Here is a 19,655-nt window from a genome sequence, read left to right as displayed (position 1 = left end):
AGGATTCTCCCGATTCGGCAACCGATTGCCACTACGGGATGCAGAATCGTTGCAGTCAGCGGCGTCCGCTCAGGTTCGCGCCGCGTGGCCCGTGCTCTCCCGCACCACCAGCGTCGTCGCCAGCGGGTCGTCGCTCACCGGCTCGCTCGCGTCGCCGAGGGCTTGGAGCACCTTGCCGACCGCGCGCTCGCCCGCGAGCTGCAGCTGGGCCCGCACTGTCGTCAGCGCGGGGACGATGAGCTCGCTGCCGAAGATGTCGTCGAAACCCGCGATGCTCAGGTCGTCGGGCACGACGATGCCAGCGGCCGCGGAGGCCTGGATCAGCCCGATCGCCATGAGGTCGTTGAAGGCGATCACCGCGGTCGCCCGCGACGCCTGCACGCGCCGCAGAACCTCGCGACCACCCTCGATCGTGGGCATGAGCGGTCCGATCTCGACGACGGCGATGCCGCGGGCCTCGGCCGCATCGAGCATCGACTCCCACCGCCTGCGACTGATCCACGACGTCTCGGGGCCCGAGAGGTAGGCGATCGAGCGGTGTCCGAGGTCGGCGAGATGGGCGACGAGGTCGGAGACGCCCTGCTCCACTGCCGGAAGCACGCCGACGACGCCGTCGACCTGCCGGTTGATCAGGATGACCGGCTTGCGCTCGGAGATCCGGCTGATCCGGTCGTCTGAGAGACGGGTCGTGGCCAGGATCAGCCCGTCGACGCTCGGCAGCAGCCGTGAGACGGCCTCGGCCTCCGCTTCACCGGACTCCTGCGATTCGGCGATCACCAGCGTGTATCCGGCCGCGGCTGCCGTGTGCTCCGCGCCGCGGACGATGCCGAAGATCACGGGGTTGGTGATGTCCGCGACCATCAACCCGATCGTGTGGCTGCGTCCGGTCGGCAGGGCACGCGCCATCGGGTTGAACTGGAAGTCCAGGCGGTCGGCGGCGAGACGGATCCGCTCCTCCGTCTTCTTGCTGATCCGCCCGGGCTTGCTGAGCGCACGCGACACCGTCGACGGATTCACGCCGGCGAGCTCCGCGATGTCGTAGATGGTCGCGGCGCCGCCGCGCCGCCTGATGCGCTCCGCGAGTTCGCCGGGCAGATCGTCGTCCATGGTTCCTCCCAGCTCCCAGCGTGTCATGTCGGGCGCGATTCGAGCCATTCGACGGCGGCGCGGGCGAGTTCCGTGGGGTGTCGACCGACATCGACGACCATCCCGACCTCGTCCGCGTCGAGCATCTCGAGGGTGTCGAGCTGAGATCGGAGGAGCGAAGGAGGCATGAAGTGATCGGTCCGGCCCGCCGCGCGCTCCGCGAGCAGCGCATCACTGCCGTGCAGGTGCACGAACACGACGCCCGGCACTCGCCCGCGTATCCGATCCCGATAGACGCGCCGAAGCGCCGAGCACGCGATCACCGCTCCCGTTGCCGATCGCGCGGCGAGCTCGTCGCTCACACGGTCGAGCCACGGCATCCGGTCATCGTCCGTCAGCGGCATGCCGGCAGTCATCTTGGCCCGATTGGATGCGGGATGCAGGTCGTCCGCATCGAGGAACTCGGCGCCCAGGTTCGTCGCGATCAGCCGCCCCACGGTCGACTTGCCCGCGGCAGACACCCCCATCACCACGATCGGGGGCGATGCGTGTGCGCTCACCAGTCGTGGACGGTGCCGTCGAGCAGCCGGTTGTAGGGCAGGTAGGCCTGCTCGTACGGGTACTTGCCCGCCTCGTCGACGTCGAGGTCGACACCCAGACCGGGCTTGTCGCCGGGGTGCAGGTAGCCGTCGGTCCAGGTGAACGACTGCTGGAACACCTGGTCGGTGCGCGACCCGTGCTGCATGTACTCCTGGATGCCGAAGTTGTGGATCGCGAGACCGAGGTGCATCGCCGCCGCCATGCCCACCGGCGAGATGTCGGTCGGCCCGTGCATGCCCGACTTGATCTGGTACATCGCCGCATAGTCGAGAGTCTTCTTCAGGGCGCTGATGCCACCCATGTGGGTGACGGCTCCACGCACGTAGTCGATGAGCTGATCGCGGATGATGTCCTTGAAATCCCAGACCGTGTTGAAGATCTCGCCGATCGCCAGCGGCGTCGTGGTGTGCTGGCGCACGAGGCGCAGCGCCTCCTGGTTCTCGGCCGGAGTGCAGTCCTCGAGCCAGAACAGGTCGTAGGGCTCGAGGTCCTTGCCGAGGCGTGCGGCCTGGATCGGCGTCATCCGGTGGTGGCCGTCGTGCAGCAGCGGGATGTCAGGGCCGAACTCGTTGCGCACGGCTTCGAAGACACCCGGCAGGTGATTCAGGTAGGCGCGCGTGTCCCAGTCCTCCTCTACGGGCTTCGCGCCTCGACGCGCCGGCTCGTGGTCGTACCGGACGCTGGCATCGCCGACGTCCGCACCCTGCGCGGCGATGCCGTAGATCGCCTTGAGGGTCGGCACCCCGGTCTGCACCCGGATCGCCTTATATCCCTGTGCCTGATGCGCCCGGATCGAGTCGAACAGCTCGGGCAGCTCCTTGCCGGACGCGTGACCGTAGGCCATCAAGCCCTTCCGACTGGCTCCGCCGAGCAGCTGGTACACGGGAAGCCCGGCAACCTTGCCCTTGATGTCCCACAGCGCCATGTCGACGGCTGCGATGGCCGCCATCGTCACGGGTCCGCGACGCCAATATGCGCTGCGGTACAGGAACTGCCAGGTGTCTTCGATGCGAGACTCGTCGGCGCCGATCAGCAACGGCACCACGTGCTCGGTGAGGTAGGCGACGACCGCGAGCTCACGTCCGTTCAGCGTCGCATCACCGAGTCCGGTCACGCCGTCTGCGGTCGTGATCTTGAGCGTGACGAAGTTGCGGTCGGGACTCGTGACGATGACGTCGGCCCTGTCGATGGTCATGTGCTTCTCCTCTGCGTGAAGGCGATCGGTCAGGCGTCCGAGCCGGGCTTGCGTCCGTCGAGTCCGCGCCAGCGCTGACGCAGAGCGAAGGCCGCGGACTTCGGTCGGCGCTCGCGGGTGAAGATGCCCTTCTTGTTGCCTCCCACACGGTGCAGGCCGTTGGTCGTGGCGAAGTCCGCGAAGTTCCAGATCTGCTCGCCGACGAACTGCGGGAAGCGATCGAAGACGCGGTGGTACATCGCGAGCAGGTCGGTCTGGTACTCCTCGGTCCACACCTGGTCCCACACCGAATGCAGGCCCGGCATCGTGTCGGCGCCGTACTCGAGCATCATGATCGGCTTGCCCGTGCGGTCGATCCAGCCCTGGATGTCGCCCTGCAGATACATCTCGGCCGTCGCGAGATCGCCCGCGTTGATGTACCAGCCGTAGTAGCGGTTGAGGCTCACGACGTCGAACAGATCGATGATCTGGTCGTTCTTGAAGGTCGCGAACATCACCATCGAATAGGTGATCGGACGCGTCGGGTCGAGCTCGCGCACCAGCTCCACCAGCGGCTCGAAGTACTCGCGTGCGCCGTCCTCGTTCGAGGCGGGCTCATTGGCGATGCACCACAGCACGACGGACGGGTGGTTCTTGTCGCGTCCGATGAGCTCACGCAGATGCTGCGCGTGCGCCGCGTGCGTCTCCGCCCCGGCATACTGCTCCGAGAAGGTGGGGAACGGCGGGGTGCCGCTCAGACCGCCGACGACCCCCATGTTGAGACCCACGGCCGCGGTCTCGTCGATGACCAGGATGCCGTGGCGGTCGGCGAAGTCGAGAACGTCCTCGGCGTACGGGTAGTGCGAGGTGCGGAACGAGTTGGCGCCCGTCCACTCCATCAGCTGGAAGTCGTGCACCATGTACGCGTCGTCGTGCCCCTTGCCGCGCACGAACGTGTCTTCGTGCTTGCCGAATCCGGTGAAGTAGAACGGTTCGCCGTTCACGAGGAACTCCTCCCCTCGCACCGCGACCGTGCGTACGCCGACTGCCACGGAGTACGTGTCGAGCACGTCTTCTCCGTCGACGGCCTCGACCGTCAGCTCGTAGAGGTACGCGGCACCCGGCTTCCAGAGCACGACGTCTGCGATCTCGAGCCGTCCCTCCGGGCCGGATGCCGTGGCCACGATGCTGCCCGCGGCATCCGCCAGGCTCACCCGCACGGCGGCGCCGCCGACGGTCTCGACGCGGTAGTCGACGAATCCGGTCGAGCCCTCGAACGTCGTCACGACCGTGACGTCGTCGACATGCACCTGCGGCAGCGAGTACAGCGACACCGACCGGGCGAGGCCCGCGTAGTTGTAGAAGTCGTGGAAGTAGGTCTGGGTCTTGGCACCGGTCATGCCGACCTCGATCTTGCCCGGCGGAATGGTGGTGTTGCTGAGGTCGGGGCTGACCGCGACCGTGAGCCGGAACGCAGTGCCCGGCTTCACGACATCGGTGACGTCGATGTCGAACGGCGTGTACCCGCCGACGTGTCCACCGACGAGCCGGTCGTCGACATAGACCTTCGCCGAGTGCGTCGCGGCGTCGAAACGCAGGAGGATCCGCTCCCCCGCCCAGCCGCGCGGCACCTGCACCGACCGCTGGTAATACACCCAGCCGACGTGGTCGCGGATCGCCGGATCGGTGAAGAGGTCGTTGTAGCTCGCGGGAACGGCTGCTTCGAGAGGCGTGTCGAGAGAGGCGAGCCAGGGCTCCTCCGGGAGGCGGGAGTCGATCCCGAACTTCCAGACTCCGTCGAGCTTGACGAGGTCACGGGTCGCGGTGGCGATGGGCTTGAGCATCAATGGCCTTTCGTGCGCTTCTTTGCGTTCTTGGTTTCAGTACAGCAGAGTTCGGGAGAAATGGCAACCGATTGCCAGTCAGATCGTCTCGCCAGCGTCTGCGAGCAGCGTGCTGCCGGTCATCACCACCGAGAGGTCACTGACGCAGAACAGCACCACGCGCGCGATGTCGTCGGGCGTGCCTTGACGGCCGATCAGACTCTGCGACATCGCCGAAGGCATGGTCGAGGGGTCGATGCCGGCTGCTGCCATCTGCTCCATCGCCGCAGCTGCCATCGCCATGTTCCCCTCGGTCGGCACGTAGCTGGGAGCGACACCGAGAACGCGGATCCCCTGGGGCGCGAGCTCCAGAGCGAGCTGCTTCGTGAGCCCCCGCACCGCGTGCTTCGACGACACATAGGCCGACAGACCGGGCGCAGTCCCCCGGAAGCCTGCGGTCGAGACGATATTGACGATCACGCCGCCCTGCGGCATCCGACGGGCCGCCTCGCGAGCACCGTTGCGCACACCTCGGGTGTTGACGGCGAACACCTGCTCCCAGGTCTCGTCGCTCATCTCGAGAAGGGACTGGCTGGGGAAGATTCCGGCATTGTTCACCCAGACATCCGGGGCACCGACCTCAGCCGCCGCGGCGTCGGTCGCCGCAGCCACCGACGCCGAGTCGGTCACATCCATGCGCACGCCCACCGTCCGCACCGAGAAGCGCTCGCCGATCTCGTCTGCCGCCGCTCGCGAACGGCCCTCGTCGAGGTCGGCGATCACGATGCTCGCACCGGCCTCGGCGAGCCGATCCGCGATGGCACGACCGAGGCCCTGAGCGCCTCCTGTGATGAGCGCGGTGCGTCCTGTCAGATCGATCAGCGAGCCGAGGGGGGTCGACGAGACGTCGGGGAAGGGAAAGGACATCATTGCTCCGTTTCGAATGGGTGATGCTCAGCGGACGCTGCGCACCGAGAGGGTGATGAGGAGACCGCCGGCGAAGGCGAGCGCGGCAGCGAGGAGATACAGCGCGGTGAAGTTCTCGGCGCCGGCACCGATGGCCAGCACCGCCCCGCCGAGCACCGGCGCGAAGACGCCGGGTATCTTCTGCGCGAACAGGGCGATGGCCATGTAGCGACCCGCTTCCCTCTCGCGATCGGGCAGCACGTCGAGCAGAAGGGCTTGAGCCACAGCCGAGAAGGTGGCGATGCCGAGGGAGTTCAGCAGGGTGCCCACCATGAGCGTCGGCAGGTCGTGGGCGAACGCCGAGACGCTGCATCCCGCCGCGAAGAGAGCGGCACCCGCGAGGATGAACGGCTTGCGCCTGCCCACCCGGTCACTCAGCCATCCGCCCCCGAGGGAGCCGACGGTGGCCGTCACGATGCTCGACGCCGAGACGATCGCGAGCACTCCGGCTACATCGGGCACGCGCAGCTCGAGGCGCTGGGCGACGAAGAACACGGTGAAGCTGGTGGTGAGGGTCAGCCCGGAGAAGAAGATGAAGCGCCCGAGCCAGTTCCATGCGAAGTCCGGGGCTTCACGCGGATCGAAGCCGTAGCTCCGCAGCAGTCCGCCGACAGTCAGCCGCCGCTCGATCAGCATCCCCCTGCTGTCGGGGTCGTGCACCACCGCGAGGAATGCGATCACCAGTACGACACCGATCGCCGCAGGGAGCGCGAACACGAGGATGACCTGATCGCGGAAGAGTCCGACGAGGATGATCCCGACAACGGGCGCGACCTGCATGGTGACGCCGGTGAGGCCGGACACACGGCCGCGTTGGTGCGGCGGCAGACGATCCGCCTGCCAGTTTCCGAGTGACGCAGCCGCCGTTCCCCACCCCACAGTCGAGAGCGTCCACCCGATCGTGAGCACGCTGAGATCCGGGGCGAGGGCCATGACCGGCACAGAGGCCGCACCGATCAGCAGACCGATCACGGTGAACGGACGCCGCCGCCCCCAGCGGCTGCGCAGGCGATCACTGAGGATGCCGGTGAGCGGCGCGAGCACGAGCGTCGCCGCCGAGCCGACCGCGAGGACGATGCCGAGGGCTTCGGTGCGCCCGGGTGCCAGTTGGTCGAGCCGCACCGCCAGCGAGTAGGCCATCGGCACGATCATCGCCATGCCGGCCCCGAAGGTCGCGGCGACGAGCAGGGCGATCGACCACCCCGAGACGGACGCCTGCCCGGTCCCCGCGCGATCGTCGGGCGCGGGGACCAGGGAGGAAGGCTGCGGGAGCGCGAGGTTCCCCTCGGGAACGCGCCCCGCAGCCTCCGCAGGGCCTTCGCCCTGGGGATCGTCGACGTCGACGGTCATCTGCTCGGCCTCTGTACGCGGCTTCGGTCAGGCCAGACCGTTGCGCTTCGCGACCTCGCCCAGCCAGCCGAGGCTCGGCTTGGGCGTGCGCACGAACGTCTCCCGATCCACGGCGATCAGGCCGAAGGTCGGAGCCCAGTGACCCCACTCGAAGTTGTCGAGCAGCGTCCAGTGCAGGTAGCCGCGCACGTCGATGCCCTCGTCGATCGTGTCGGCGAGTCCGCGCAGCGCGGCATCCGTGTAGCGGATCCGCTGGGTGTCGTCGGCCGTGGCGATGCCGTTCTCGGTCACGATCACGGTGACGCCCTCGGAGACCTCCCATGCGTGGCGCACGGCCATGGCGAGCGAGTCGGGGCGGAAGGCGGTGCCGACGAGCGTGTTGTCGGGGTGCGGCGGATGCGGCACAAGACCGTTGGCATCGACCTCCTGCGACGAGTACGCCTGCACACCGACGAAGTCGTCGCCGCGGGACCCCTCCCAGTAGACGTCTTCCTTGCCGTAGCGGATCTGCTTCAGCTTCTCCTCGCCACCGGGGGCCGCGGTGAGCGCGCCTGCGGCGATGGTCCAGCCGACCTTGGCGTTCGTCTTGGCGCGCACGATCTCCCGGGCGGCATGGTGGATCTCGACGAACGCGCGGCCGATCTCGGGGTCTGCGTCCTGCAGGAAGGAGCCGTGCTGCTTCTTCTCTTCCTTCTGCTCCGCGGGTGCCTCGCTCTCGACCGCGTCCGCCTCGACCGTGGGGCTCGTCCACTGTCCGCCCTGAGCGGCCATGCGACGCATCGCCGTCATGATGGCTGCCTGCATGTTCGGCTCATTCATGGTCGCGACCCACTCGACACCGTCGAGGATCGTGGTGGCCTGGGTCACGAAGCTGAGGAAGCGGTCCTTGGCCTTGGGCGACGTCCAGCCGCCGTCGTTCGCGAACCATCGCGGCGTCGTGAAGTGCTGCAGCGTGACGAAGGGAGTGACATCGCGCGAGAGGCAGTAGTCGATCACTCGACGGTAGTGCGCGAGCTCTGCGCGAGAGAACTGGCCCTCGATCGGCTCGATGCGCGACCACTCCAGGCTGAAGCGGTAGGTGTCGAGGCCGGCGTCGGCGAGCAGGTCGATGTCCTCGCGGAAGCGGTGGTAGCTGTCGACGGCGTCGCCCGAGGGCTCCATGCCGGGCATGGTCAGCTCCCGCTCCCACCAGTCGCTGTTGACGTTGTTGCCTTCGATCTGGTGTCCGGCAGTGGCGGCCCCCCAGAGGAAGCCGGTGGGGAAGTTCGTCATTGAGGGATCCTCTCGATCGGAGCAATCGTGACAACCGATTGCCAGCTAACGGTAACATAAAATAGTAAGTCCTCACTATTTTTATCGCCGGAGGTATCGATGGTCCAATACGCCAAGACCGCAGCCGTCCGCCGCGGCATCCTGGATGCCTGCCTCACGATCTTCGGCGAGTCCGGGTTCCACGGGGCCTCGATGGCCGAGATCGCTCGTCGGGCAGGCATCAGCCACACCGGACTCCTGCATCACTTCCCCCGCAAGGAGGACCTGCTCACGGCGGTTCTCACCCTGCAGGACGAGCGCAGCGCCGACTACCTCGCACGCAACGAGGTCTTGAGCGCCGGAGCCGATCCGCTCGACGTGCTCCGCGGCATGGCCACGACGTTGATCGAACGCGATCAGCGCGTCGGCCTGGTCGAGCTGAGCGCCGTGCTCACCGGCGAGGCCACGGCGCCCGCTCACCCGGCGCACGACTACTTCGAGACGCGATACCGCAACATCCGCTCGTTCATGACTCGCCTGTTCACCCGGCTCCGAGACGAGGGGCGCCTGTCGACCGACCTGCCCCCGTCACACCTCGCAGCGATCACGATCGGCGCGATGGACGGGCTGCACACGCAGTGGCTCTTCGACCGTTCGGCGATCGACGTAGATGCCTGTGTCACGTCGCTGATGTCGACATTCGTTCCCGAGCTGAAGCCCGACGAGCAGGACTGATCACTCCGCGGCGGCACCCGACTCGTACTCGAACCGACTGACGACGACCTGGTCGCCGAGAGCCTCGACACCGATGACCCTGCCCGTGAACCCGCCGGCGACCTCAGTCGACAGATAGCGGCCGTCGAGCGTGGCGAGCTCGACGAAGCCCTCCACCGAAGAGAGACCGGCGCGCAGCAGGTCGGGACCGCGCCGCGCGCCGCGCTCGGCTTCGAACTCCGTGGCTCGAATCTCGAGCACCGCATCCGCCGGAGCCTCTGTCCGCGCGACGACGTCGCTCAGCGGACCGATGACGATCCGTGCGCGCACCTCTGCACCGACGCGCTCGACAATCAGCTGATGCGCGTCGTCCATCCGGACCGAGAGCGCGACGTCGCCTGTCGCGTGCAGGCGGGCCGACCAGAGTTCGTCTTCGGCGCGCACCGCGAGCAGCCGCTCGGCACTGGCGGCGAGCGCACCCCGCCCCCGCTCGAGGTGCAGGCCGTCGATGCTCGTGCGGGCGAACGAAGACGGCGAGATTCCCGGCGAGATCCACCGCGGATGCAGTTCCTCGCCTCGGAACTCTTCGACGAACGAGGTCTTCGCGAGTGGGACGTCGTAGCGCTCTTCGTCGATGACCGGCCACCCGTCGACCCAGTCCACCCCCGCGAGGAAAGTCTCGCGCCCGTTGGTGTGCCAGCGCGGGAAGGTGCCGCGGGGCCGCGTCGCGAGGAAGACCAGTGCCCAGGATCCGTCGGCGAGCTCGACCAGATCGGAGTGCCCCGTCGACTGCACGGCCGCGCTCGTGCTGCGGTGAGTGAGGATGGGGTTCGTCGGTGCCGGCTCGAAGGGTCCGCTGATACTCGAGGATCGCGCGATCGTCACCATATGGCCGGGCCCCGTACCGCCCTCGGCGACCAGCAGGTACCACCACTCCCCGCGACGGATCAGGTGAGGCCCTTCGGCATGCGCACCGCCGGTTCCCGCCCACAGCGACCGCGGCTCCGAGAGCACCTCACCGGTTCGCGGGTCGATGACGGCCTGCGAGATTCCGCCGCGCATCACGTCGCTCCAGGTCACGACGCAGGTGCCGTCGTCGTCCCACGCGAGGTCGGGGTCGATGCCGATGAGACCGGCGACGTAGACGGGATCGCTCCACGGGCCGGCGGGATCCTCGGCGTGCACGAGGATGTGGCCCCGCCCCACCTCGTGGATGTTCGTCGTGATCATCCAGAACCGGCCGTCGTGATGCCTCAGCGTCGGCGCGTAGATCCCACCGCTCGCGCCCGCGAGCCCGGAGCGCACGTCGAGGTGCTCCGGTCGGTCGAGGACGTTGCCGATCTGCGTCCACGCCACCAGGTCCCTGGAGTGGAACAGCGGAACGCCCGGAGAGTACTCGAAGCTCGAGTTCGCGAGGTAGAAATCGTCGCCGACACGACAGATCGAGGGATCCGGGTGATAGCCGGGGATGATCGGATTCTGAGTCACGATGCCTCCATGATGCGGCGGCGCTCGAGCCGCCGTTCGCGCTGACGAGCGGGGTCGGCGACCGGCGCCGCGAGCAGCAGCTTCTGCGTGTAAGGGTGGTCTGGTGTCGAGGTCACATGCTCGGCCGATCCGGTCTCGACCAAGTCGCCACGGTACAGAACGGCCACCCGGTGACTGATGTGGCGGACGACCGAGAGATCGTGGGACACGAAGAGATAGGCGACCCCGGTCGCCCGCTGGATCTCGACGAACAGATCGAGCACGCGTGCCTGGGTCGAGAGGTCCAGAGCAGACACCGGCTCATCGCACACGATCAGGCGAGGCTCAGGAGCCAGCGCGCGCGCGATGGCTACACGCTGACGCTGACCGCCCGAGAACTCGCGGGGCAGTCGCTCGACGGCATCCGAGGGCAACCCGACCTGGTCGAGCAGGGTCTTGACCCGCGAGCGTGCATCCTTCGCCGTCGCGCCCTGGATCACCAGCGGCTCGGCGAGGATGTCGCCGATGGTCATCGACGGGTTGAGCGACGTGTACGGGTCTTGGAACACCACCTGGATGTCACGCGACAGGCGACGACGATCGCGAGGTGAGATTCCGGCGATCGACGTCCCGTCGAACCGGATGTCACCGCCGGACGGCTTCACCAGGCCCAGCACCGCGCGTCCGATCGTGGTCTTGCCCGATCCGGATTCGCCGACAAGCCCCAGGGTCTCCCCCGGCGCGACGCTGAGCGAGACGCCGTGCAGTACCTCGACCGGCTTGGCCCGCCATCCCCGTCCGGGGAAGGCGACACGAAGCTCATCGACCTCGAGCAGGCTCATCGGTCTGTCCTTTCATCGGAGGCCGCGACGGGCGGATCGGTGCGGACCGCGCTCTCGTCGAGGATCGCACCGAGCAGCATCTTCGTGTACTCGTGCGTCGGGCGCGAGAACACTTCCGCAGCGGTACCGGACTCGACGATCACGCCGTTCTGCATGACCGCGATGCGATCGCAGAGGTCGGCGACGACGCCGAAGTTGTGCGTGACCAGGAGGATCGCCATGTCGAGCTCGGACTGCAGGTCTCGCAGCAGGTCGAGGATCTCGGCCTGCACCGTGACATCGAGTGCGGTCGTCGGCTCGTCGGCGATCAGCAGCTTCGGCCGACTCGCGACCGCGCCTGCGATCAGCACACGTTGCGCCATGCCACCCGAGATCTGGTGGGGGTAGGAGTCGAAGGTGCGCTTCGGGTCCGCGATTCCTACCCTCTCGAGCAGCGCGAGCACCCGGGCGGATGCCTCGGCACGCGTCACGCCGAGGGCCGACCGCACGCCCTCGACGAGCTGTGCGCCGACCTTGTAGGACGGATCGAGGTTCGACATGGGTTCCTGCGGGATGTACGCGATCTCCTTGCCGCGCAGCGGACGCATCTGCGCATCCGTGAGGCCGACGAGCTCGCGCCCGTCGAAGCGGATCGACCCGCGGGTGATCACCGCCTCGTTGGGCAGCACCCCCAGTGAGGCGAACGCCGTCTGCGATTTTCCCGACCCGGATTCGCCGACCAGCCCGACGATCTGCCCGCGGGCGATCGACAGGTCGACGCCGCGTACGACCTCGTTCAGGCCGCCACTCGGACGCGGATAGGCGATGGCGAGCTCGTTGATCTCGAGCAGTCCCGTGCGCGCGGCCGTCGCTTCTCCGGCGCTGTCCAGCACACGCTGGCCGCGTCCGACCTTGGCCGGCTTCGGCATGGAGCCCTCCAGGATGTCACGCAGGGCGTTGCCGAGCAGCACGAGAGACGCCGTGATGACGCCGAGCAGGAGGCTCGGCCACAGGAACTGCGTGGGCGCGATGTACAGGTTGCGGAACCCCGACGAGATCATCGACCCGAAGCTCGGGATCTGCAGCGAACCGACGCCGAGGAATGCGAGACCCGACTGCACGGCGATCGCAGAGCCCGCCATGAAGGCTGCGGCGATGATGATCGGCCCTCTCACGACGAAGAGCACGTGGCGCCCCAGGATGCGGAGGTTGCCGAGCCCCGACACTCGGGCGGCATCGACATAGAGCTCGTTCTTCACCCCGAGCACGAGGTTGCGAACGATGCGGTAGATGCCGGGCGACAGCAGCACGCCGAAGATCAGCATCGTGAAGCGGTAGTCGCCCCCGGTGACCGGCATCAGGATGATCAGCAGCAGGATGCCGGGGAAGGTCATGATGAGGTTGAACAGCCACTCGGTGGTGGCTCGCGTCACGGTTCCGAAGTAGCCGCCGATGAGGCCGGCGACCACTCCGACGAGCAGGGCGACACCGGCTCCGATCAGAGCCGAGATCGCTGCCGTGTTGATCGAGTGCAGCAGCCGCGACAGGATGTCGCGCCCGGCCTCGTCGGCACCGAGCAGGTACCCGGGGGTGCCGACCGGCGCGTTGATCATCGAGAGCTCGGCGTCGTTCGGACCGTGCGGCGCGAGCCACGGTGTGAGCAGCCCGAGCAGGAAGATCACGGCGAGAAGCCCGAGCGTCACGACGGCCTGCGGGTCGCGCAGAATGCGGCGCCAGGTCGACGTGCGGGTCTTCGCTGCGTTCTCGAGGGTGACGAGCAGCTCGGTGCTGGGAGGTGTCACGGTGCCGGTGGTGGTCTGGGGTGGGCGTTCGTCGCTCAATGGACTCTCGCTTTCGGGTTCAGCCAACCGTTGGCCAGGTCGGTGAGGAGGTTGACGACGGTGACGAGCAGCACGCCGAAGGCGGTGATGCCCATGATCACGGGGATGTCGCCCTGCAGGGAGGCGTTGAACGCGAAGCTTCCGTAGCCCGGGAGCGCGAACACGTTCTCGATGATGAGTGCGCCGCCGAACATCTGGATGAACTCCAGCGACATCACCGTGAGCGCGGGGCTCGCGGCGTTGCGCAGAGCGTGCTTGATGACGATCGAGGTGGTCGACGATCCCCGCGTGCGCAGGGTTCGGATGTAGTCGCGACGGAGCTCGTCGATCATCCTGCCTCGCACCTGGGCCGCCATGTTGGCGACGCCGCCGATGGTCAGCACGATCACCGGGATGGTGATGCTGCGCACCCATGCCCCCGGGTCCTCGGCGAACGGCGTGAACCCGGTGGCCGGAAGCCACTTGAGCTGCACCGCGAACACGACGACGAGGACGATCGCCAGGAGGAGACCGGGAACGATGTAGCCGATGAGCGAGATCCCCTGGGCGATGCGGTCGACGATCCCGCCGCGCGATGCCGCCCAGACGCCGAGGAAGACGGAGAGGATGACCGTCAGGATCAGTGCTGGGACGATGATCGAGAGCGTGACCGCGAGCCGCTGGAGAACCGAGGGTCCGACCGGCAGCGATGTGTACACCGAGACGCCGAAGTCACCCTGCACGGCGTGGATCAGCCAGTCGAAGTACTGCACGAGGACGGGTCGATCCCATCCCTTGTCAGCGATCAGATCATCGACCACATCGGGCGTCGCCGACGTGCCGAGGATGGCCTGAGCGACGTCGTTGAACGAAGTGCTGAGGAGAAGGAAGGTGATGAGGGTGACCAGAATCGCGAGCACGACGCCGGCGCCGAGTCGGCGGAGGATATAGCTGAGCATCAAGAGACTCCCGGTGTGTGGTGGGGATGCGGCGCGCCGCATCCCCACCCGTCACTCACTCGGTGACGTCGAACTGTCGGATGGTTGCGAGGGTGTTCGCCTTGCCGACGTAGGTGATCCCGTCAGCGGTCGCCCACGTCGCGCCGATATAGGCGATCGGGGCGACGAGCGCCTGATCCACGACGTACTCGTTCAGCTCCTTGTAGACCGGGAGAGCATCCGCGAAGTCGACGGTGTTGTTGATCTCGTCGAAGTAGCCATCGAGCGTCGGATCGGTGTACCCGGTCGGGTTGCCGAAGCCGGCGGCGCCGATCGTGGTCGCGAGATCTGCCGAGTCCGAGTTGAATCCGAGGATCTGGTAGTACAGCCCGTAGTCACCGGAACGGGCAGCTGCCTGCGCCTGCTGCGGCGGTACGGTGACCCACTCGAGGGTCAGACCGATGTCGGCGAACGCCTGCGTCAGCACGGGCTCGATCGTGGTGCTGAGGAAGGTGCTCGGGATCTGGAAGGTCTCGCCGGCGTAGCCCGCCTCTTCGACGAGCTCCTTTCCCTTCTCGGGGTCGTACTCGTACGCGTCGTTCAGCTTCTCGTCGTAGACCTCGCCGAACGGGCTGACCAGCTGCGTCGTGGCGATGCCCACTCCACTGAAGATGCCCTTGAGCACGCCCTCGCGGTCGATCGCCATGTTGATCGCCTGACGCACCTTCACGTCACCGAGCGCCGGGAACTTCTCGCCGGCGCGATCGAGGATGTTGAGGTACCCCACGGCCACCGCGTCGTTCACCGTGATGGTGAACTTGTTCGCGTCGAGCTGCGAGACGACCTGCGACTGCACGGTCGCCGCGTTGAGCTCGCCCGCCTGCAGTGCGTTGAGGGATGCCGTCGGGTCCTGCAGCACCTTGACGGTGAGCGTCTTGAACGGCACATTGTCGGCGTCCCAGTACTCATCGCGCTTGACGAGGACGTAGCTGCTGCCCGGGACGGTCTTGTCGACGTCGAGAGTGAACGGGCCGGATCCGATCGGGTCGGTGGCCGTGCGCTCTTCATCCATGGTCGCGGGATCGCCGATGGCACCAGGGCCCTGGGCGAGGTTGTCGAGGAACTGGGGGTCGAATGCCGAGAAGCTGATGACGACGGTCTTGTCGTCCTCTGCCACGACGTCCGCGACCGCGGCGAGGCGGCTCTGTACGGCTCCGGGCGTGGCCTTCGAACGCAGCAGGGTCGCAGCGACCGCGGCAGCATCCACCGGGTCTCCCGAGCTGAACGTCATGCCGTCGCGCAGCGTGAGGGTCAGCTGGGTGCCGTCTTCGTTGTACTCCCACTTCTCGGCCGCGCCGGGAAGCATCTCGCCAGTCTCCGGGTCCTTGCGCAGCAAGGTGTCGAGGATCGACGACCAGACGAACATCTGCTGACCGTCGACGATCTGAGCGGGATCGAGCGAGTTGGGGGCAGACACCGCGGCGACTGCGAGGTCCTTCTCGACGACGGCCGCCGACGTGTCTTCGGGCGTCGAGTCGCTTCCGGCAGCGCAGCCGGTGACCGCGAGTGCGGTGATGAGGATCGCAGCGGGCAGAGCCACGCGGCGACGATGCTTACGGGTATTCCACATTGTTCATACTCCTTTGGATGAAACGACTTGATGCGCAACCGCTTGTCACTGAGGGTGAAGCGGACGAAGACGGCGGCGTCTGTTGTCAGTAAAGCAGGGTTCTAGGAAGATGACAACCGATTGCCAAGATGTTACCGAAGCGTGAGATCCGCAAAAGACCGGCGGCCCGCGAACACCGCATCTACGAACACCTCATCAGCACCGAGCACAGGGCTGAGGTCGGCGACCGCGCGTTCCACCCCTGCACGATCCGATGCCCCGCCGTCGATTGCCAGCCACGCAGCGACGACCGCCGCGCACGCAGCACCGGTGCGGCCCGCCGCGCGTTCACGCTCGGCCACGGGAGCGATACGCACGCGCATCTTGGTGTCTGCGTCGAGCGCGATCTGCGCGAGAAGGTGCCGGATGCGGGGGTTCCGGAACCGCTCGAGCAGCGCCGTACGGTATTCGGGCAGCTCGAGCTCTGCCGGAAGATGGCGGCATGCCTCGTCCCAGTAGGCCTCTACGGCGTGCAGGCAGTCGAGGTCGGCGATGGCGTCGGCGACCGTGTCATGTGCCCGAAGTCGACCGACCGAGGCGAGCAGGGTGTGAGCACCGTTCAGTAGCCAGAGCTTCCGCGCCTCCCACGGTTCGAGGTCGTCGGTGAAGCGCGCTCCCGCCGTCTCCCACTCCGGTCTGCCCGCAGGGAACTCCCCAGCGATGACCCAGTCGGAGAACGGCTCGGCGACGACCGGTGCACGATCCCCGTAGCGCTCTGCGAGCTCAGCCGCCTCCTCGTCCGAGAGTCGGGGCGTGATGCGATCCACCGAACTCGAGACGAACGAGACGTGGAGATCGATCCAGTCGGCGAGCCCGGGCAGCCCGCCCGCGACCGCGTGCACGGCGTCACGGAGAACTCCGCCGTTGTCGGGCAGATTGTCGCAGGAGACCAGTGCGAGCGGGCCCGAGGCTGCGCGCCGGCGCGCCTCGAGCCCCAGGGCGAGACGACCGATCGCGGTGAGCGGACGGATGCCGTCGAGGTCGTCGCCGGCCGCGTCTGCGAGCAGAGCCCGATCGCGAGACAGTGCGGTATCGGCGTAAGCAGCCTCGGTGATCGTCAGGCTGACGATGGCTGTCGCGGGAGCGGCGAGGTCGTTCACGAACGACGGGATGTCGGTTCCCGGATGCGCCCGGACGATGCTGCCGATCCGTTCGGCTTCGTCGCCTGCCGGCGAGCGCACGACCAGTGTGTAGAGGCCGTCCTGGGCGGTGAGATCATCCGCGAGCCCGGCGCTTCGTCCGGTGTACGCCGCGATTCCCCACTCCGCTGCATCCGCGGCATGAGCCGTATACCAGGCCAGATGGGAGCGATGGAAGGCGCCGAGCCCCATGTGCACGATCCGCACGGGCGGAGCCGGCGACTCGCGCACGCCGAGTGTCGTGCCGCTCACAGCTTGAACACCCGCTTCGGCTGAGGGCCGACGATGTCGTCGATGATCGTGGCCGCCGACTCCTCGCTCACCCGACCTTCGACCACGAGGCGGGCGAGGAACGCGGCATCAGCCCGGCGTGCGGTGTCATGCCGAGCGGGGATCGAGAGGAACGCGCGGGTGTCGTCGATGAAGCCCGACCCCCGAGAGAATCCTGCGGTCTCGGTCACGGCCGACCGGAAGCGGGCCATCGCGTCAGGCGCGTCGAGGAACCACCACGGAGCCCCGATGAAGACGCTCGGGTAGAAGCCTGCCAGCGGCGCGACCTCCCTCGAGTAGACGGTCTCGTCGACGGCGAACAACACGATGTGCAGGTCGCGTTCGAGCCCGAACCGCTCGAGCAGCGGTCGCAGGCCGCCGACGAAGTCGGTGCGACGAGGGATGTCGTGGCCCGTGTCGGGCCCGAACCTGCCCAACGTCTCCGCGTTGTGGTTGCGGACGACTCCGGCATGGATCGTCATGACCAGGCCGTCGTCGACGCTCATCCGGGCCATCTGCAGCAGCATATGGGCGCGGAACGCGTGGCGGTCGGCGGCATTCGCATCTCCGGCCACCACTCGGGCGAACAGCGCCTGGGCCTCGGCGGCGTCGAGGTCGAGGGTGTCGGGCACCTCGACACCGTGGTCGGCTGAGACGGCTCCGTGTTCGATGAAGTACCGCCTCCGCGCCTCCAGAGCAGCGAGATATCCGGCGAATGTGCTCGGCTGCCCAGCGGTCTCGAGCAGGCGTTGCACGTTGGCCGCGAAGCCCGCGGCATCCGGGTCGAGGTAGCGATCAGGCCGGAAGGTGGGAACGACTCTGCCGACCGCGCCCTCGGCGGCGAGCGCAGCGTGCCCCGCGAGATCATCGAGCGGATCGTCGGTCGTCGCGAGAACCTCGATGTTGAAGCTCTCATAAAGCGCACGCGGGCGCATGCTCGGATCGACGAGCTTCGCAGCGATGTGATCGTAGGCATCGTCCGCAGTCGCGGCCGTGAGCGGCGTCCGCAGGTCGAGCACGTTCTCGAGCGACTCGCTCAGCCAGTATCCCGACGCGGTGCCGGCGAACAGGGGCCACCGTTCGGCGAACAGCCGCCACACCTCGCGCGGGTCCGCCACCGATCCACCCACGCCGAGCGCATCGAGCCCGACACCCGACGCATGCAGCAGCCGGGTCACGTAGTGGTCGTGCGTGATCAGCAACGATGCCGGGTCGGCGAAAGGCTGATCGTCGACGAGCCATTCGACGGGCACGTGGCCGTGCGGCGAGATGATCGGAGCAGAGGACACGCGCTCGTACAGGGATCGTGCGACGGAGCGCGTCGCCGGGTCGGCGGGAAGCAGGCGGTCGCGGTCGCGGCGTTGCGGCTGGAGCATTCTTCTATCAGATCGGTTCTCATCCATTTTGTCAATCGGTTGCCAAAGCCGTTCGACCCGCTGAGCGCCTGCACGAAGCGACTCCTGCCCTACGATCGAGGAACCGGATGCCGGTCGCCACGATGGAGGGGAAGACACTCGATGTCGCCAGACGAGACACACGCATCCCCCGAGCTTCCGGATGACGAGGAGCGCTCGGCTCGCCGACCCACCATCTACGACATCGCGCAGCGGGTCGGCCTCAATCCCTCGACCGTCTCCCGCGCCCTCAACAAGCCGGGTCGCACGAACGCGGCGACCGAGGAGAAGATCCGCGCGGCGGCCGCGGAGCTCGGCTACCGCGCCAACCCGATGGCGAGAGCACTTCCCACCGGCCGGTCGGGCACCTTCGCGATCGTGCTCCCCGACATTACGAACCCGGTGCACTTCGACCTGATCCGCGGCGCGGAGCAGGTCGCCCGTGCCGGCGGCTTCACCCTCGTCGTGTCGGAGACCGAAGCCGCAGCCGACATCGAACGGGAGACCATCGAGGCTCTGCAGTCGTCTGTCGACGGCCTGCTCGTCGTCGCCTCACGCCTCGACGATGCAGCCCTCGCAGACCTGGCTCGCGTGAAGCCGATCGTGGCGGCCAATCACTCGGCACCGTCCCTGCCGAGCGTGATCCCCGACCTGGCGATGGGACTGACCGCAGCCGTCGACCACCTCCGAGATCTCGGGCATCGGTCGGTCGCGTACCTCGGCCTGGGCGGCCTGCAGATCAACCGCTCCCGGTGGGAGCTCACGCTCGACCTGGCGATGTCGCGTGACATCTCCCTGGTGGAGATCGCCGTGGACTCCCCGACCGTAGACGCGGGTGCGGATGCGCTCCGGCGCGTGCGCGCCAGCGGCGTGACCGCAGTTCTGGCCTACAACGACCTGGTCGCTCATGGACTGCTCCGAGCGGCTCGAGGCGCCGGCCTCACGCTGCCCGAGGCGTTCAGCGTGATCGGGTTCGACGACATCTTCAGCGCCGAGCTCGCCGTGCCGGCACTGACGACCCTCCACTCGCCGCTGCGCGAGATCGGCACGCGGGCCATGGAGACACTCATCGACCCCGAGCGGAATCGCGTGCCGTCGAAGGTCGTCCTACCGCTCGATCTCGTCGTGCGCGAGTCGACCGCGCGACCCGTGGGGTGAGGCCTGGCTCAGCCT

At 67.6% G+C, this 19,655-nt stretch carries 16 protein-coding genes; 2 read left to right on the top strand and 14 right to left on the bottom strand.

Going from position 1 to position 19,655, the window contains the following annotated elements; all coding sequences use genetic code 11:
* Positions 1-69: 69 nt before the first annotated feature.
* From ACIPV5_RS14460 to ACIPV5_RS14430, 7 genes are all read right to left on the bottom strand, one after another.
* The gene (locus tag ACIPV5_RS14460) at positions 70-1,107 is read right to left on the bottom strand and encodes a LacI family DNA-binding transcriptional regulator (RefSeq protein ID WP_400341564.1); all 1,038 of its coding nucleotides are present in this window, start codon (positions 1,105-1,107) and stop codon (positions 70-72) included.
* A gap of 23 nt (positions 1,108-1,130) precedes the next feature.
* Entirely contained in the window at positions 1,131-1,646 is a 516-nt protein-coding gene (locus tag ACIPV5_RS14455; protein ID WP_232224474.1) for a gluconokinase, read from the bottom strand.
* The gene (gene manD, locus ACIPV5_RS14450; RefSeq protein ID WP_072591781.1) at positions 1,643-2,881 is read right to left on the bottom strand and encodes a D-mannonate dehydratase ManD; all 1,239 of its coding nucleotides are present in this window, start codon (positions 2,879-2,881) and stop codon (positions 1,643-1,645) included. Before manD ends, ACIPV5_RS14455 begins: the two co-directional genes overlap by 4 nt.
* A gap of 29 nt (positions 2,882-2,910) precedes the next feature.
* Positions 2,911-4,704 (bottom strand): beta-glucuronidase, encoded by a 1,794-nt coding sequence (uidA, locus tag ACIPV5_RS14445; protein ID WP_400341561.1) that lies wholly within the window; start codon positions 4,702-4,704, stop codon positions 2,911-2,913.
* A 78-nt stretch (positions 4,705-4,782) separates the two neighbouring features.
* Positions 4,783-5,610 (bottom strand): SDR family NAD(P)-dependent oxidoreductase, encoded by an 828-nt coding sequence (locus ACIPV5_RS14440; RefSeq protein WP_187250226.1) that lies wholly within the window; start codon positions 5,608-5,610, stop codon positions 4,783-4,785.
* A 27-nt stretch (positions 5,611-5,637) separates the two neighbouring features.
* Positions 5,638-6,999 (bottom strand): MFS transporter, encoded by a 1,362-nt coding sequence (locus tag ACIPV5_RS14435; protein ID WP_083569375.1) that lies wholly within the window; start codon positions 6,997-6,999, stop codon positions 5,638-5,640.
* 27 nt (positions 7,000-7,026) lie between these two features.
* Entirely contained in the window at positions 7,027-8,271 is a 1,245-nt protein-coding gene (locus ACIPV5_RS14430) for a glycoside hydrolase family 1 protein (RefSeq protein ID WP_400341559.1), read from the bottom strand.
* Positions 8,272-8,370: 99 nt separating this feature from the next.
* Between ACIPV5_RS14430 and ACIPV5_RS14425 the strand changes: the two genes are divergently transcribed.
* Positions 8,371-8,985 carry a TetR/AcrR family transcriptional regulator gene (locus ACIPV5_RS14425; RefSeq protein WP_400341557.1) on the top strand — a complete coding sequence of 205 codons (615 nt, stop codon included), beginning with the start codon at positions 8,371-8,373 and terminating at the stop codon, positions 8,983-8,985.
* Here the strand turns inward: ACIPV5_RS14425 and ACIPV5_RS14420 are convergent, their stop codons facing one another.
* The 7 genes from ACIPV5_RS14420 to uxaC form a co-directional block, all read right to left on the bottom strand.
* Positions 8,986-10,452, bottom strand: coding sequence for a family 43 glycosylhydrolase (locus ACIPV5_RS14420; RefSeq protein WP_400341555.1), 1,467 nt, complete (start codon positions 10,450-10,452; stop codon positions 8,986-8,988). It lies immediately after the preceding gene.
* Complete coding sequence (locus ACIPV5_RS14415) at positions 10,449-11,273, bottom strand: ATP-binding cassette domain-containing protein (RefSeq protein ID WP_072591786.1); 825 nt, start codon at positions 11,271-11,273, stop codon at positions 10,449-10,451. Before ACIPV5_RS14415 ends, ACIPV5_RS14420 begins: the two co-directional genes overlap by 4 nt.
* Positions 11,270-13,093: a dipeptide/oligopeptide/nickel ABC transporter permease/ATP-binding protein gene (locus tag ACIPV5_RS14410; protein ID WP_400341553.1), complete on the bottom strand. Its 1,824-nt coding sequence runs from the start codon at positions 13,091-13,093 to the stop codon at positions 11,270-11,272. The genes ACIPV5_RS14415 and ACIPV5_RS14410 overlap by 4 nt, the downstream gene beginning before the upstream one ends.
* Positions 13,090-14,031 (bottom strand): ABC transporter permease, encoded by a 942-nt coding sequence (locus ACIPV5_RS14405; protein WP_400341551.1) that lies wholly within the window; start codon positions 14,029-14,031, stop codon positions 13,090-13,092. Before ACIPV5_RS14405 ends, ACIPV5_RS14410 begins: the two co-directional genes overlap by 4 nt.
* 55 nt (positions 14,032-14,086) lie before the next feature.
* Positions 14,087-15,610 carry an ABC transporter substrate-binding protein gene (locus tag ACIPV5_RS14400; protein WP_400341549.1) on the bottom strand — a complete coding sequence of 508 codons (1,524 nt, stop codon included), beginning with the start codon at positions 15,608-15,610 and terminating at the stop codon, positions 14,087-14,089.
* A 161-nt stretch (positions 15,611-15,771) separates the two neighbouring features.
* Positions 15,772-17,070, bottom strand: coding sequence for a mannitol dehydrogenase family protein (locus ACIPV5_RS14395; protein WP_400341548.1), 1,299 nt, complete (start codon positions 17,068-17,070; stop codon positions 15,772-15,774).
* Positions 17,067-18,464 (bottom strand): glucuronate isomerase, encoded by a 1,398-nt coding sequence (gene uxaC / locus ACIPV5_RS14390; RefSeq protein ID WP_400341546.1) that lies wholly within the window; start codon positions 18,462-18,464, stop codon positions 17,067-17,069. Before uxaC ends, ACIPV5_RS14395 begins: the two co-directional genes overlap by 4 nt.
* Before the next feature lie 141 nt (positions 18,465-18,605).
* Here uxaC and ACIPV5_RS14385 point away from each other — a divergent pair, with 141 nt between their 5' ends.
* On the top strand, positions 18,606-19,640 hold the full coding sequence (locus tag ACIPV5_RS14385) for a LacI family DNA-binding transcriptional regulator (protein ID WP_400341544.1): 1,035 nt from the start codon (positions 18,606-18,608) through the stop codon (positions 19,638-19,640).
* Positions 19,641-19,655: the final 15 nt, after the last annotated feature.

Source organism: Microbacterium sp. NPDC090014 (assembly GCF_044748285.1).
Classification (GTDB): Bacteria; Actinomycetota; Actinomycetes; order Actinomycetales; family Microbacteriaceae; genus Microbacterium.
Note: the sequence above shows the minus strand (reverse complement) of the source record. Positions and strands in the feature narration are given on the sequence as shown.